This is a genomic window from Paracoccus sp. (in: a-proteobacteria) (genome assembly GCF_047973135.1).
In the GTDB taxonomy this organism is placed as follows: Bacteria; Pseudomonadota; Alphaproteobacteria; order Rhodobacterales; family Rhodobacteraceae; genus Paracoccus.
The window spans coordinates 1-14,830 of the sequence record NZ_JBKEBL010000036.1; the positions used below are offsets into that span (position 1 = coordinate 1).

The 14,830-nt window shown below is 64.9% G+C and carries 11 protein-coding genes, 1 tRNA gene and 1 pseudogene; all 13 read right to left on the reverse strand.

Going from position 1 to position 14,830, the window contains the following annotated elements:
• On the reverse strand, window positions 1-316 hold a 316-nt coding region (locus ACK5L9_RS03390), incomplete at its 3' end, for a helix-turn-helix domain-containing protein (protein WP_416910041.1).
• A gap of 187 nt (window positions 317-503) precedes the next feature.
• The gene (locus ACK5L9_RS03395) at window positions 504-1,067 is read right to left on the reverse strand and encodes a flavin reductase family protein (RefSeq protein ID WP_416910042.1); all 564 of its coding nucleotides are present in this window, start codon (window positions 1,065-1,067) and stop codon (window positions 504-506) included.
• Window positions 1,068-1,128: 61 nt separating this feature from the next.
• Window positions 1,129-2,346 carry an acyl-CoA dehydrogenase family protein gene (locus ACK5L9_RS03400; protein WP_416910043.1) on the reverse strand — a complete coding sequence of 406 codons (1,218 nt, stop codon included), beginning with the start codon at window positions 2,344-2,346 and terminating at the stop codon, window positions 1,129-1,131.
• Window positions 2,347-2,365: 19 nt separating this feature from the next.
• On the reverse strand, window positions 2,366-3,154 hold the full coding sequence (locus ACK5L9_RS03405; RefSeq protein ID WP_416910044.1) for an alpha/beta fold hydrolase: 789 nt from the start codon (window positions 3,152-3,154) through the stop codon (window positions 2,366-2,368).
• Window positions 3,155-3,320: 166 nt separating this feature from the next.
• Window positions 3,321-3,416, reverse strand: a tRNA-Sec gene (locus ACK5L9_RS03410).
• A 93-nt stretch (window positions 3,417-3,509) separates the two neighbouring features.
• Window positions 3,510-5,321 (reverse strand): annotated as a pseudogene (selB, locus tag ACK5L9_RS03415) (selenocysteine-specific translation elongation factor); the annotation flags it as partial.
• Window positions 5,318-6,694, reverse strand: coding sequence for an L-seryl-tRNA(Sec) selenium transferase (gene selA / locus ACK5L9_RS03420; RefSeq protein ID WP_416910045.1), 1,377 nt, complete (start codon window positions 6,692-6,694; stop codon window positions 5,318-5,320). The gene selA and the pseudogene selB, both read right to left, overlap by 4 nt.
• Window positions 6,694-7,608: a formate dehydrogenase accessory protein FdhE gene (fdhE, locus tag ACK5L9_RS03425; protein ID WP_416910046.1), complete on the reverse strand. Its 915-nt coding sequence runs from the start codon at window positions 7,606-7,608 to the stop codon at window positions 6,694-6,696. Before fdhE ends, selA begins: the two co-directional genes overlap by 1 nt.
• A 45-nt stretch (window positions 7,609-7,653) precedes the next feature.
• On the reverse strand, window positions 7,654-8,343 hold the full coding sequence (locus tag ACK5L9_RS03430) for a formate dehydrogenase subunit gamma (protein ID WP_416910047.1): 690 nt from the start codon (window positions 8,341-8,343) through the stop codon (window positions 7,654-7,656).
• The gene (gene fdxH, locus ACK5L9_RS03435; protein WP_416910048.1) at window positions 8,340-9,311 is read right to left on the reverse strand and encodes a formate dehydrogenase subunit beta; all 972 of its coding nucleotides are present in this window, start codon (window positions 9,309-9,311) and stop codon (window positions 8,340-8,342) included. The genes ACK5L9_RS03430 and fdxH overlap by 4 nt, the downstream gene beginning before the upstream one ends.
• On the reverse strand, window positions 9,308-12,391 hold the full coding sequence (fdnG, locus tag ACK5L9_RS03440) for a formate dehydrogenase-N subunit alpha (RefSeq protein ID WP_416910049.1): 3,084 nt from the start codon (window positions 12,389-12,391) through the stop codon (window positions 9,308-9,310). Before fdnG ends, fdxH begins: the two co-directional genes overlap by 4 nt.
• A gap of 171 nt (window positions 12,392-12,562) precedes the next feature.
• Window positions 12,563-13,489 (reverse strand): ornithine carbamoyltransferase, encoded by a 927-nt coding sequence (gene argF / locus ACK5L9_RS03445; protein ID WP_416910050.1) that lies wholly within the window; start codon window positions 13,487-13,489, stop codon window positions 12,563-12,565.
• A 126-nt stretch (window positions 13,490-13,615) separates the two neighbouring features.
• Window positions 13,616-14,785 (reverse strand): aspartate aminotransferase family protein, encoded by a 1,170-nt coding sequence (locus tag ACK5L9_RS03450; protein ID WP_416910051.1) that lies wholly within the window; start codon window positions 14,783-14,785, stop codon window positions 13,616-13,618.
• Window positions 14,786-14,830: the final 45 nt, after the last annotated feature.

The window sequence follows — 14,830 nt, forward strand, 5'->3', positions numbered from 1 at the left end:
CCGAGTGCGAATACTCCAGCCCATATTGCGCGGCGATATGGGCCATGATCGGGGCCGCAGAGCGGCAGAAGCGACCATCCAACCATGCGCACAGCTCGGTTTCCTGCGCAGATGTCATTCGGGCCTGACCGCCCTTCCAGCCATCGACGGACAGCGCATCCCAGCCAGCCTCACGATAGGTCTTGTGCCAGCCGCGAATGGTGTCGTCGTCGAGGTAGAGAAACTCGGCAATGGCCTGGCACGACTTCCCGTCATCCAGCAACAGGATCGCATTGGCACGACGCGCAACGCCATGATCCTCGCGCTGACGACGCACGCAAGCCTCAAGCTCGTGACGCTCTGAAGGGGGGAGAAAACCAGACCGGATCATGACCTTACATGAATCGGCGCACATATCGGCGTCAACCCATCAAATCTCGGATCTTCAGGGACTCCGGGTATAGGACGAATGCGCGAATGACATCCGCTACGCAGGATACGGATCAACATGATCGCGTATGATTCTAACGGAACAGGTCGCGGGATTCGACGTCCAGCGACATGATGCTGGCCACGCCGTCGCGACCCTCGCGCAGGCGGTGCCAGCGGCGGTCCATATAGACCAGCGATTCCAGTTCGGGCGCTTTCGATCCTTCCGCCGTTTCGCCTTGCAGCAATTCGGCCGCAACCAGCGTCGCGCCTTCGACCGGCAGCCTCCCCGAGATGCGGGCGCGGAACCATGTCGCAACGCGGGTATAGCGCGGCTCTCCGGTCGGCATCCGTTCCCATTCGACACCCGGCCCGAAGCGGTCGGCGCCCGGCGTGGCCCCCAGTCGCGCCAGTTCCAGATCCGGATAGCGCAGCAGATGGATCACCACCGTTTCCGAGGCCAGCACCGCCGGCGTCGGACCGGAATGCGACGAGAGCGAGAAGGCGACCGTGGGCGGTGCGCTGCTGACCGAGATCAGCGACGACACCGTCATCGCGACGGGGCCTTCGCCCGGATCGGCGGTGATCACGGCAACGCCTGCCGGGTGACAGCGGAAAGCCTCGCGGAAGGCGTCGGAAACGGAACTGGTGTCGTTCATGGATCTCGCTCTGGCTCTGGGGTCCGGGCGGGCGGAATGCGGCCTGCCCGGATCGTGACGTTCACTTTTCTATCAGATCATAGAACTGCCAGGTGCGATCAGACCATAGCCCTCCGATTTCGCGACCGGCCGAAGTCACGATCGAGGGCGCGATGGTGAAATGATTGGCCGCGACCATCATGTCGCGGAATGTCCGCTGGATGACCCCGGCACGCAGCCCCGCCCCGCCCGCCGCGCGATAGGCAAAGTTGCACAGATCGACCCCGGCCTCGTGAATCTGCGATTTGGCAAGATGGACAAGGCTGACATGGCGCGTCGTCATCTGCCGACCCTGTTCGGCGGTGGCCTCGATATCGCCCCAGACCTCCATGCAAAAAGCGCGGGCAGCACGATAAGAGGCCTCGGCGCGGCCATAATCATGCCAGAACTTTTCACTTTCCCCCAGCATCCCGGCGCGGCCTGACTTGCTGCGGGCGAAGGCCGCGATTTCGTCCAGCATCCGGCGACCCGCCCCCATCGCCCAGCCGGTATGCCCGACCGAGGCCAGCCCGACGATGCCCAGACTGAACAGCTCTTGCAGGCGTTGGGGCGGTGCTGTCAGGATCGGAAAGACCAGATCGTCGGGAATAAAGACATCCTCGGCCGAATAGTCGATGGATCCGGTGCCTTTCAGCCCCATCACATCCCAGTTGCCAAGCTGTTCGTGCTGTTCGATGGGCGCATGGGCGCACATGACGATGACCTCGCCCTTGTCATCCGTGGCGGGCTTGCCCTTGCCGTCATCGACGAAACAGGCCGAATGCGACCAGGTGGCATAGCTGAAGCCGGACCCATAGCTCCACCTGCCGCTCAGCCTGTATCCACCCTCGACCTTCTTCAGCATCCCCAGAGGGGCCCCCTGCCCGGCAAAGCGGTTATCGGTATCCGGCCCGAACAGGCGGCTGACCGCACTGTCGGGCAGAAAGGCCGCCGACATCGCGCCGATGCAGCAATGCACCATCGACACCCATCCCGCCGAGCCCGACCACCAGGTCACGGCCTCGATCAGTTGCAGCACCTCGGTCGGGCGCATCTGCGCGCCGCCAAGCTGTTCGGTCGCCAGCAGATGCGAGAAACGAAGGGGTTTCAGGGCCTCGAATGTCGCGGGGGTCAGTTCACCGGCCTTGTCGTCATTGGCGGCATTCGCCTCCAGTGACGGGCCAATTTCGGCGATTTTGGCCAGAACTTCCCTGTAGTCCACGCTGTCGCCCCAATAGGACGGATTGCTGTGCCTGTTCATGATCTTTCCTCCTCAACTGTCAGGCGACCAGAAAGTCGCCAATCCCGGTCAGAATCTGCGGGCGTTCCTGCAATACCAGATGACCGGCCCCCTCGACCGACAGCGCCCGGCCATCCGGCAAGGCGGCCACCCAGACGGGCAATTGGCTTGCGGGCAACAGACGGTCCCTGCTGCCCCAGACGACAAGCGCGGGGTTGGTGATCCGCGCGATCATGCGGCGCAGGTTGGGATGGCCCATGCCGAAAGGCGCGCAAAGCCTGCCGACCGCCTGCCCCTCGCGCGCCCGGTCCGCGCCGAACCGTTCGGCGAAGGCGGCATCCGATCCGTCGGGGAAAAAGCGCAGTGCCACCGCGACGTCATCGGCCAGATAGCCGGGCAGATCCTGCGGTGCGACGCCGGCCAGATCGGTCGCCGGATGGGCGGGATCGTTCAGCCCGGCGGGCGCGATCAGAACCACGCGGTCAAAAGCCTCGCGCGCGACGGCGGCAAGCTCGGTCGCCATCCAGCCGCCCATGGAAAAGCCCATCAGATGCGGCTTTTCGGGCAAAGCCATCGCATCCAGAAGGTTCAGGTAATGCACGATCAGATCCGCCATGCCCGAAATATGCGGCGCATCGCCCGAATGGCCCATCCCCGGATGGCTGGGACAATAGATCCGGAAACGGTCGGCCAGCCCGCTGGCAAAGCCGAACCCCTCCAATGTGGCCGCCCCGTGCAGGAACAGCACCGGCTTGCCCCGGCCAATGGCCTTGATCACGGTTTCCACGCCGCCAATGTCATAGTGCAGCGTCTCGAATTCATCGCTCATGATTTCCCCCCTTTTGACAGATTCCGGCGGCGGGCGGGTTGCCGCGCCTAGCCCGCTGACACAGGATATGCTGCCGGTCCCAAGCATAGCGCGCCCGGCCAGCCTCAAGTCAAATGCGAAAACCGGGACTTTATATGCGCATACGCTATATTGTGCCGCGCGAATCTGGCGGAAGGGAATGGGAGTCGAACCCACCCGGGACAGGCTCGCTGCCCCAACCGGATTTGAAGTCCGGCCGCCCCACCGGGGACGATTCCCTTCCAGATGCGCCGAACAGATCCAGCCTGTGCGGATTGATGCGGCGCAAATCGCCCCGGCGCAAGGTCACGCCGAGACGGTCGAAAAAGTCAAGGATTTCTATGGCGACCTTGCGGCCGTTCCGGACGCGGTCGCGAAAGGCGGGGGCGGTGAACCAGCCGTCAGGGCTGGCCGCCGCCACATCGCCGAGGATCACCACCATCTCGGCAGTAACCTCGCGCGCGAAGAAATGGTCGCGGGCGATCTGGTCGCACCGGCCCAGCTTTTGCGTCAGTTTCAGCACCCGGCGAATTTCGGTTTCATCAAGGCCGAACGCGCTGGCGAAATCGCGCACACGCGGGGGACGGAACCGGGTTTCGCCAGTCAGGGCGGGCAGAATGCGGGTCCACAGCGCCTCGTCCGCAGACGACAGACGGACCTCATGGCCCGGCAGGCGGATGAAAGCACCGTCCGGGACGATTCGGCCTGCCGCAGCCTCGTCCGCCAGAAATGCCAGAAAGGACGGCTTGGGAAGGCGCGGGCTCAGCGACAGGCGCAGCTTTTCTCGGCCCAGTCCCGACAGGTCGGGATTGGCCTCGTGAAAGGCGGTCAGGGTCGCGGCAAGCCCGTGGCGCAGCAGGTCAAGCCGCTCGGACGACAGGGCCAGATTGCCTGCCAGCGCCGCTCGGGCCTGCCCGGCGGCGTCGGCTGCGGCATCGGGAGACAGGCTGCGGTCGCGGGCAAAGACGCCCATATCCACCGGCGCAACGGCCAGCATCGCGGCCAGCGCATCGGCAGGTTCCGTCTGACGCGCGGCCTCGATCAGGGCCAGCCGCTCGGGGGTGCGGCGCTTGCGCGCGGGTGGGCGCAGGTCCAGGAAAACGCCGCCGCCAATGGTCCTGCTGGCCGAGACGTCGCGCAGGATAAAGCGGTCGCCAATGGCGGCGGCAAGGGGACGGTCCAGCACGATCTGAACCGGACCGCTGCTGCCGGGAGCGATGGGACCGGCCAGCGGCACGATCCGCGCGCCGGCCTCGGCGGCATGGCTGTGCAGCCGCGCGGGAAACCACGTATCCACCGGTTTCGGCTGCGAGGGCAGAACCCTCAGCATGGCGTCGATCCGGTCGGTCGGCGCATGCAGCGCGGGCGACAACACGACATCGCCGCGATGGATCGCATCCTTGGCAACACCATCCCCCGCAAGGTTCAGCGCGCAACGCTGCCCCGTCACCCCTTCGGTCGCGGGGCGGTTCTGGGCATGGATGCCGCGAACGCGGGCGGGCAGGCCCGAAGGGCTGACAACCACCTGATCGCCCAACCCTACCCGGCCCGCGACGATGGTTCCCGTCACCACCGTTCCCGCCCCGGAAAGGGTAAAGCTGCGATCCACGGTCAGCCGCAGCGGCCCCCGCGCCTGACGCGCGGCGGTGGCGGCCTCGGTCGCGGCCAGCGCGGCGCGCAGCGCCCCGATCCCCTCGCCCGTCAGAGACGAGACCGGCAGCACCGGCGCATCGGCCAGCCCCGTACCCGCCAGCGCCGCCCGGATGCCCGCGACGACCGCCTCGCGGCGCGCGCCATCCGCCAGATCGGCCTTGGTCAGCGCCACGATCCCGCGCGAGATGCCCAGAAGATCGAGGATCGCCAGATGTTCGCGCGTCTGTGGCATCACGCCGTCATCGGCAGCCACCACCAACAGCGCCATGTCGATCCCGCCTGCTCCGGCCAACATGGTGTGGATCAGCCGTTCATGCCCCGGAACATCGACAAAACCGGTCATCGCACCGCCACCCAGATCGGCATAGGCAAAGCCCAGATCAATGGTGATGCCGCGCGCCTTTTCCTCGGCCAGACGGTCGGCATCGGTGCCGGTCAGCGCCTTGACCAACGCGGTCTTGCCATGGTCGATATGCCCCGCCGTGCCAACGATCATAACGCCTCCAGCGCCGTCAGCAGCGCCGCGTCGTCATCGAGGCAGCGCAGGTCCAGCATCAGCGCGCCGTCGCGGATATGGCCGATCACCGGACGGGGCAGCGCGCGAAGCCGCGCCGACAGCCGCTCGGGCGCATCGCCCCCCGCACCGGTCAGCCGCAACCCCGCTGACGGAATGGTGTCCACCGGCAGCGCGCCCGATCCGATCTGACTGGCGCAATCGCAGGGGGCGGCGGCAAAGCCAAAGGGGGCCAGCAGCACCGACACCTGCGGCGCAAGGCGTCCGGCCTGCGCGGCGATGTCGGCCTGCGGGCGCGACAGGTGGCGCAGCGTGGGCAGGCGTTCGGCCAGCCGGTCGGGGTCGCGATAGAGGCGCAACGTCGCCTCCAACGCGGCGATGCGGATCTTGTCCAACCGCAGGGCACGTTTCAGCGGATTGCGGTTGATCGCCGCGATCAGGTCGCGCCGCCCGGCAATGAACCCCGCCTGCGGCCCGCCCAGCAGCTTGTCCCCCGAAAACGTGACCAGATCGGCACCCTCGGCCACCGCCTCAGAGACGGTGGGTTCACGCCGCAGCCCATAGGCCGACAGATCGACCAGCGAGCCTGCGCCCAGATCGTTCAGCAGCGGCACCCCGGCAGTCCGGGCGATCCCGGCAAGAAGAGGCGCCGAGACCTGCGCGGTAAAGCCCTCGATCCGGTAGTTCGAGGTGTGAACCTTGAGGATCAGCCCCGTGTCGGGGGTCAGCGCCTGCTGATAATCGCGCGGATGGGTGCGGTTGGTGGTGCCCACCTCGACCAGCCGCACGCCCGCCCGCGCCATGATGTCGGGCATGCGAAACGCACCGCCGATCTCGATCAATTCCCCGCGCGAGACGATGGCATCACGCCCCTGCCCCATCGTGTTCAGCGCGATCAGCACAGCGGCGGCATTGTTGTTGACCACGGTGGCGTCCTCGGCCCCGGTCAGGTCGCATAACAGCCCGCGCAGATGGTCGTCACGCTGCCCCCGCCCGCCGCCGTCAAGGTCAAACTCCAGCGGCAGAGGCGCGGCCATGGCGGATGCGGCGGCGCTGATGGCCTCGGGCGCCAGAATGGCGCGACCCAGATTGGTGTGCAGCACCGTGCCGGTCAGGTTCAGCACCGGGCGCAGACCGGACCGCGCCGCAGCCGCAAGATCAGAGGCCAGCAGATCGGGCAGTCGCGCGGCCTCGGACCTGCCATCAGCCCCCTCGCGGATTGCTGCGCGCGCGGCCTCAAGCCGGGCGCGCGCTGCTGCCGTCACCATGGCCCGGCCATGCGTACCGATCAGCACCTGTCCCGTTCCGGATTGCAGCACCTGATCGACCGAGGGAAGGGCGCGAAAGCCCGGCATCAATAACCCGCCAGATAAGCATTCACCCCGCCCCGGCGGAACCGGGTGTCCCGCATCATCATGTCCAGTCCCAGACTGGCCACGTCATCGGCCACGGGATCCAGACTGTGATTGCGAACCTGGTAGAGGATCTTGACCCATGAATCGCATTCGGTGCAGGTCTCGGCCTTGATCACGGCATCGTCCGTCTCGACCGAGCGATAACTGATCCCCTTGGTCGAACCGCAGCACAGGCACTTGATCCGCACCTCGTTCCACCGGGTCGCGCAGCAGGCGCAGGTGGCATAGCGGACATTTTCGACCCCTTGCGCGCCCATCACCGTGGAACTGACGGGCCGTCCGCCGCAGGCCGGGCAGATGCCGGTGCGGACCGGCACCAGCCGGGCGGCATCCAGCGCCCCCGCCAGCCGCGCCAGATGCACCTGCACGGCAGCGGCGGTGAACAGATGCGGGGCAGCGCTGTCCTCGGGGATGCGGTCGGAAAGGACATTCTCCAGCAACCAGTGACGGTCGGCCAGATCGGCGGCGCGCAGGGCATTCAGGGCCAGCCGCGCAGGTTCGGGCATGGTCAACGCCCGCGCAGCATCGCATAGCCGGGTCAGCGTGTCATGCAACGCCGCGTCCGTGGCCAGTTCCGCCCGATTGACGGGCGGCATCCGGTTTTCGCGCGCCAGTTCGATCCGGGCGGGCGGGACCGGTTGCAAGGCGGGCAATTCACCCGCCAGCCGCGCCTGCACCTGCGTCAGTTCCGCCAGAAAGGACAGATAGGGGGCCAGCCGGTGCCCGTTTTCGGCCAGAAAGGCGAAACGCCTTGCGCGGGTTGCGAACAGGTGGTCGGGATCGGGCAGGAACGCCAGCGGTGCCCTGGGGACGCCACCAATGACCGAGGGGTCGGGTTGCAGTTCTGTGGTCATGACTCCTCCGGACCGGACCGGCCACCGGGCTTGATCGTTACGACGTTACTTTGCCGGAGGGCTGTCCCGACGTCCAGCCACCTCTCGCAGCCATTTACGGTGATGCCGCCAGGCCCATCCGCCGGTGACGCTGCCCCGCGTCATCGCCCGGATCGTGCCGCGCACCCAGAAGGCCGCATAGACATGCAGGATAAAGACCAGAATGATCCCCACCGCCGCAAGCGAATGCACCAGAGTGGCGATGCGCCGGACGGGGATACTGACCAGATCGGGGAAATATTGCTGCCAGATCATCACGCCGGACGCGATCAGCACCACGATCAGCACCGTCATCGCCCAGAAAACCAGCTTTTGCCCGGCATTGTATTTGCCCAGTTCAGGCAGCCGTTCCTCATGCCCGGTGACGACATCGCCGATATGGGCGACCCAGGTACTGTCCTCGGGGCGGGGCAGGTTCAGCCGCCACATTTGCAGGAACAGCAGCAGGAAGCTGAAGAACAGCACCACCCCCAGGATCGGGTGCAGCCAGCGCGCCGTCTGTCCGCCGCCGAACAGCCCGGTCAGGAAATACAGATGCGGCGAAAAGAAGGCCAGGCCCGACAGCGCCAGCAGGATCAGCGAAATCGCCGTCACCCAGTGGTTCAACCGGGTGACGCCACGATAGCGGCTGACCAGCACCGGCTCGGTGCTTTCGATGTGATCGGCGGTTTCCGAGTAACGCGGTTTCACGGTCATGCCCCTTTCCGGTCGTCATCGACCAGCCGCTCGGCTGCGGTTTCTTCGTCCTTCGAGACGCGATTTCCGCGCGAGAACAGCCCCATCAGCAGCGCCCCCGCCGCCGCCACACCCATCGCCGCCATGCCGGCGGTCTTGGTCGCGCCCTTCCAGCCTTCGACCACAGGCGAGATGCGCGGATCGTCGGGCAGCTTGCTGTAAAGCGAGGGCTGATCGGCATGGGGCAGCACATACATCACATGCGTGCCCCCCACGCCCTGCGGATCGTACAATCCCGCATTCTGATAGCCACGCGATTTCAGATCCTCGATCCGCTCATTCGCATGGGCGATGCGGCTTTCCTTGGTGCCGAAGGTGATCGCCTCGGTCGGGCAGGCCTTGGCGCAGGCCGGCCCCTGCCCCACCGCCACCCGATCCGAACACAGCGTACATTTATAGCTTTTGTGATCGACCTGACTGATGCGCGGAATGTCAAAGGGGCAGCCGGTCACGCAATAGCCGCAACCGATGCAGTTCTCGTGGATGAAATCGACGATGCCGTTGGAATACTGCACGATCGCGCCAGGGGCCGGGCAGGCCTTGAGACAGCCCGGATCCTCGCAATGCATGCAGCCATCCTTGCGGATCAGCCATTCCAGATCGTTGGTCGCCGGGTTTACCCATTCGTCGAAACGCATCAGGGTGAACATTTCGGGCGTCAGGTCGTGCGGGTTTTCATAATTGCCGACATTGCTGCCGATCTCGGGATGGGTGTCGTTCCATTCCACGCAGGCCGACTGGCAGGCCTTGCAGCCGATGCATTTGGAAATATCGACCAGCTTGGCCACCTTATCGAGCTGCCGCGAGGGCGCGGGCAGGTCGGGGGTGGCCGAGGCGCGGACGACATCGCCCGGCAGAAGGTTCAGATCCAGCGGCTGAACCGGGGGATTGGCCAGCGCCGTTGTCGGTTGAGGGGCTGTCTCGGTCATGCCACCGGCTCCTCTGCTGCGGGTTCGATATTGACCAGAAACGCCTTGTATTCCGGCGTCTGGATATTCGCGTCACCCACGAAGGGGGTCAGCGTGTTCGGCCCCCAGCCCTTTTTCGCCGCGCCGGTAAAGCCCCAGTGCAGCGGAATGCCGACGACATGGACGCTTTTGCCGTCGCAGGTCAGCGGCCGGATGCGCTTCGTCACCACGGCCTTGGCCCAGATCTCGCCCCTTTTGCCCCAGACGCGCACCCGGCCACCGTTGCGGATGCCCTTTTCCGCGGCCAGTTCCTCGCTGATTTCGACGAAGTTCTGGGGCTGCAACGCGGCATTCACCGGGTTGTGCTTGGTCCAGTAATGGAAATGCTCGGTCAGCCGATAGGACGTGCCGACATAGGGATATTCGGAACTGTCGCCCAGATCGGCCAGATCGTTGTCGAATATCCGCGCCGCCGGATTGCCCCGCATCTCGGGGTTCAGCGCATTGGCGATGGGGCTTTCGAACGGCTCCATATGCGTCGGGAACGGCCCATCCCGCATCATCTTGCGGGTGAACAGCCGCGATGAGCCTTCGGGGTTCATGATGAAGGGCATGACCTCGTCGGGTTTGGACGTGACGCCGATATCGGGCACGTCATAACCTTCCCATTTCTCGCCGTTCCAGGCGATCAGCCTGCGATCGGGATCCCAAGGGTTGCCCTGCATGTCGGCCGAGGCGCGATTATACAGGATCCGCCGGTTCAGCGGCCAGGCAAAGGACCAGTTCAGGAACATGCCGGCATCGTCGGGATCGCTGTTGTCCCGCCGTGCCATGTTGTTGCCCTCTTCGTTCCAGCAGCCCGAAAAGATCCAGCAGCCGCACATGGTCGAGCCGTCGTCGCGCAATTGCGTGAAGTTCAGCAATTGCTTGCCCTGTTCGGTCACAACCTTGGTCGGATCCTTGGGATCATAGACCGGCGCCAGCGCGCGACCGTTCATCTCGCGCGCAAGTTCCTCGGCCGTCGGCTCGTCGGGATCGGCATAATCCCAGGTCAGGTTCAGGATCGGGTCGGGGAAGGCGCCGCCTTCCTTTTCGTACAGCGCCCGCACCCGGCGATGGATCTGCGCCATGATCCAGTTGTCGCGCCTTGCCTCGCCCGGAGGCGTCGCCCCCGGCCAGTGCCATTGCAGCCAGCGGCCCGAATTGACCAGCGCGCCCTCGTCCTCGGCAAAGCAGGTGGTCGGCAGTTCCAGCACCTCGGTCTGGATACTGGCGCTGTCCACCTCGTTATATTCGCCGTGGTTCTTCCAGAATTGCGCGGTCTCGGTCTCCAGCGGGTCCATGACGACCAGCAGTTTCAGCTTCGACAGCGCCTCGGTCAGCTTGGCGCGGTTCGGAAAGGCCAGAAGCGGGTTGAAGCCCTGACAGAAATACAGGTTCACCTCGCCCTTGGCCATCATGTCGAACATGCGCAAGACATCATAGGTCGGCACGTCCAGCTTGGGCAGATAGCGATAGGCCCAGTCATTCTGCGCCGTAGCCGCATCGCCCCACATCGCCTTCATGAAGCTGACGAAGAACTTGTTGTAATTCTGCCAGTAACTCGTCTGGTTCGGACGCAGCGGCTTGTAATCGCGGGTCGAGATATAGGTCGCGTAATCGGGTTCCTTCGTCGTCGGGATGGTCAAATAGCCGGGGATCAAATTCGACATCAGCCCCAGATCGGTCAGACCCTGAATGTTGGAATGGCCGCGCAGCGCGTTCATTCCGCCGCCCCGCATCCCGATATTGCCAAGGATCAACTGCAACATCGCCATACCGCGGATGTTCTGGCTACCCTTGGAATGCTGCGTCCAGCCAAGCGCGTACATCGAGGTCATGACCTTGTCGGGCGCGCTGCATTCGCCGATCATCTCGCAGATTTTCAGGAACTTGTCCTTCGGCGTGCCGCAGATCCGTTCGACCATCTCGGGCGTGTAGACATCGACATGCGCCTTGAGCAGGTTCCACACGCAACGCGGGTCGGTCAGGGACGGGTCGATCTCGGCAAAGCCGTCCTCGCCGATCTTGTAGTCCCATTCCGCCATGTCATAAGACCGCGTTTCCGCGTCATAGCCGTTGAACATGCCGTCCGACCAGCCAAAGCCGTCCTTCACCAGGAAGGCGGCATTGGTGTAGTTGCGGACATATTCCCACTGCACCTTGTCGTTCTCGATCATCCAGCGGATCGCGCCCATCAGGAAGGCGATGTCGCTGCCCGGTCGGATCGGCGCATAGAAATCCGAAACCGCCGCCGTGCGGTTGAACCGCGGATCAACCACGATCAGCTTTGCGCCGCGCCGGGCCTTGGCCTCTGTCACCCATTTGAAGCCGCAGGGATGGGCCTCGGCGGCGTTGCCGCCCATGATGATCACAAGGTCGGTATTCTTGATGTCAGTCCAAGCATTCGTCATTGCGCCGCGACCGAACGTTGGGGCCAGACTGGCCACCGTGGGTCCGTGTCAAACGCGCGCCTGATTGTCGAAACCGACGATCCCCATCGACCGCACGACCTTGTAGGTGGTCCATGCGGTTTCGTTCGTCGTGGCCGATGCGGCAAGAAAACCCGCCGTGGTCCAGCGGTTCACCTCGACGCCGTCCTTGTCGGTCGTGACCAGATTGGCGTCGCGGTCGTCCTTGATCGCGCGGGCGATCCGGTCCAGCGCCTCGTCCCAGGTGACGTCCTGAAACTCGGTCGCGCCGGCGGCGCGATAGCGCGGTTGGGTCAGACGCGTCGGCGCGAGGACGGTGTTCTTCAGCGCGGCCCCTTTCGGGCACAGCGTGCCGCGATTGGTCGGGTGGTCGGCGTCGCCCTCGATATGGATCAGCTCGGCCTTTTCGCCGGCCTTCAGATCGCCCTTGGAATACATGATGATCCCGCAGGCGACCGAGCAATAGGTACAGGTGTTGCGCGTTTCCGTCGTTGCGACCAGCTTGAAGGCCCGGACCTGGGCCGCCTCTGCCGCCTCTGCCTCGCCAAAGCCCATCGCCCCCAGCGAAGTCGCCGCAACCCCCGCCCCCGCCAGCCTCAGAAAGCTGCGGCGCGTGAGGTCGATATTCATGAAACCCTCCACTCTGCCTGTCACCAAGATAGGTGCATACATGGTGCGCAGTCGCCGCCGTCAAGTCAAGACAAAGGCTTGTGCGCATTTCCCCCATGCCGCCGATGTCCGGGCCGGTTGGCGACCAGAGGCGGTAACGGGTGGCGGCGGCGGAACGGCCCGCGCGCGGGATCAGACGCCAAGGCACCAGCGCATGACGGCCTTTTGCGCGTGCATGCGGTTTTCCGCCTCGTCCCAGATCACCGAATGCGGGCCGTCCATGACGGCACTTGTCACCTCATCCTCGCGATGGGCGGGCAGGCAATGCATGAACAACGAATCGGGTTTGGCACAAGCCATCAGCGCCTCGTTCACCTGATAGCCGCGCAACTGGTTGTGGCGGCGCTCTTTCGCGGATTGCGGGTCATGCATGCTGACCCATGTATCGGCAAAGACCAGATCGGCCCCCGAAACCGCCCTCATCGGGTCGCGTTCGATGGTGACGCCGACACCCTGCGCGCGGGCGAAATCCAGCGCCTCGGGTTCCGGGTCCAGCGGCTGCGGACCAGTAAAGGTGAAATCATATCCGAACTGTCCGGCACCGTGGATGACGCTGGCGCAGACATTGTTGCCATCGCCCACCCAGACCACCTTGCGCCCGGCAATAGGCCCGCGATGTTCCTCGAAGGTCATGACATCGGCCATGATCTGACAGGGATGGGTGCGGTTGGTCAGCCCGTTGATGACCGGCACATCGGCATATTCTGCCATTTCTTGCAGAGTGGCCTCTTCAAAGGTGCGGATCATGATCAGATCGACATAGCGCGACAGAACGCGGGCGGTGTCGGCGATGGTCTCGCCATGGCCAAGCTGCATCTCGCTGCCCGACAGAACCATGGTCTGCCCGCCCATCTGCCGCACGCCCACGTCAAAGCTGACACGCGTGCGGGTCGATGGTTTTTCAAAGATCAGCGCAACCATGCGCCCGGCCAGCGGCAGATCGTCATCCGGGCAGCCGCGCGGTCGCCCGTTGCGCGCGGTCTTCATGGCCCGCGCCTGATCGATGATCGACCGCAGATCGTCCTTGGCCGTGGTGTGGATATCGAGAAAATGTTTCATCTGCTTGTCTTTCGGCGTTTCGGGCCAGCAAGCCGCGTTGTGGTACGAAGGTCAAGGGGGGGCTTGGCCCCCCAGCCTTTGCGACCCCTCGATGGGGTCGCAAAGGCTTGCCCCCTCTCGTGGCGCTCAGCCGCCCAGACTATCCGCCGCGTGGTCCAGCCGCACCACCGCTTCGGCAATCTCCTCATCCGGGATGTTCAGGGGCGGCAACAGACGCACAGTATTGTCAGCAGCCAGCACGGTCAGGACATGCTGCGCATAGCCCGCCTTGACCAGATCGCCCGCCACCGCCTTGCATTTCAGGCCCAGCATCAGCCCCTGCCCGCGCACCCCTTCGAAAACGCCGGGATGGGCGGCGACCAGCCCCTCCAGTTTTTGCCGGAACAGCCCCGCCTTGCGGTTCACCTCGGCCAGAAAGGCCGGGTCAGAGACGATCTCCATGACCCGCGCGCCAACCGCACAGGCCAGCGGATTGCCGCCATAGGTGGATCCGTGCGTCCCGGCAACCATCCCCGCCGCCGCCTTTTCCGTGGCCAGCACCGCGCCAAGGGGAAAGCCGCCGCCAATGCCCTTGGCGACCATCATGATGTCGGGGCGGATACCAGCATGTTCATGCGCAAACAGCCGCCCCGTCCGGCCCATGCCGCATTGCACCTCGTCCAGGATCAGCAGCGCGCCGGTCTGATCGCAAAGCGCGCGAATCTCGCGCAGGTCGGCGTCGGGCAGCGGGCGGATGCCGCCTTCGCCCTGCAAGGGCTCAAGCATGACGGCGGCGGTCTTGTCGCTGATCGCCGCTTTCAGCGCTTCGATATCGCCCCAGGGCAATTGCCGGAAGCCCGGCATCAGCGGGCCAAACCCCTCGGTCATCTTGGCACTGCCCACAGCCGCGATCGCCCCGGTCGAGCGGCCGTGAAACGCGCCCTCGAATGTCAGGATTTCGATCCGCGCCTGCCCGGCATGATGCCAGTATTTGCGCGCCATCTTGATCGCCAGTTCGGCGGCTTCGGTGCCGGAATTGGTAAAGAACGCCGTATCGGCAAAGGTATGTTCGACCAGCAGATCGGCCAGCCTTTCCTGTTCCGGGATCTGGTACAGGTTCGACACATGCCAGATCCGGCCCGCCTGTCCGGTCAGCGCCGCGACCAGATCGGGATTGGCATGACCCAGCACATTCACCGCGATCCCGGCACCGAGGTCCAGATATCGGGTGCCGTCCGTGGCAATGGCCCAGGCCCCCTCGCCCCTCTCAAAGGCGATGGGTGCGCGATTATAGGTCGGCAGAACGTGCGAAATCATGGCGGATTCCCCGATTGGCAGAACAGATTTTGACAGGCAGGCGCG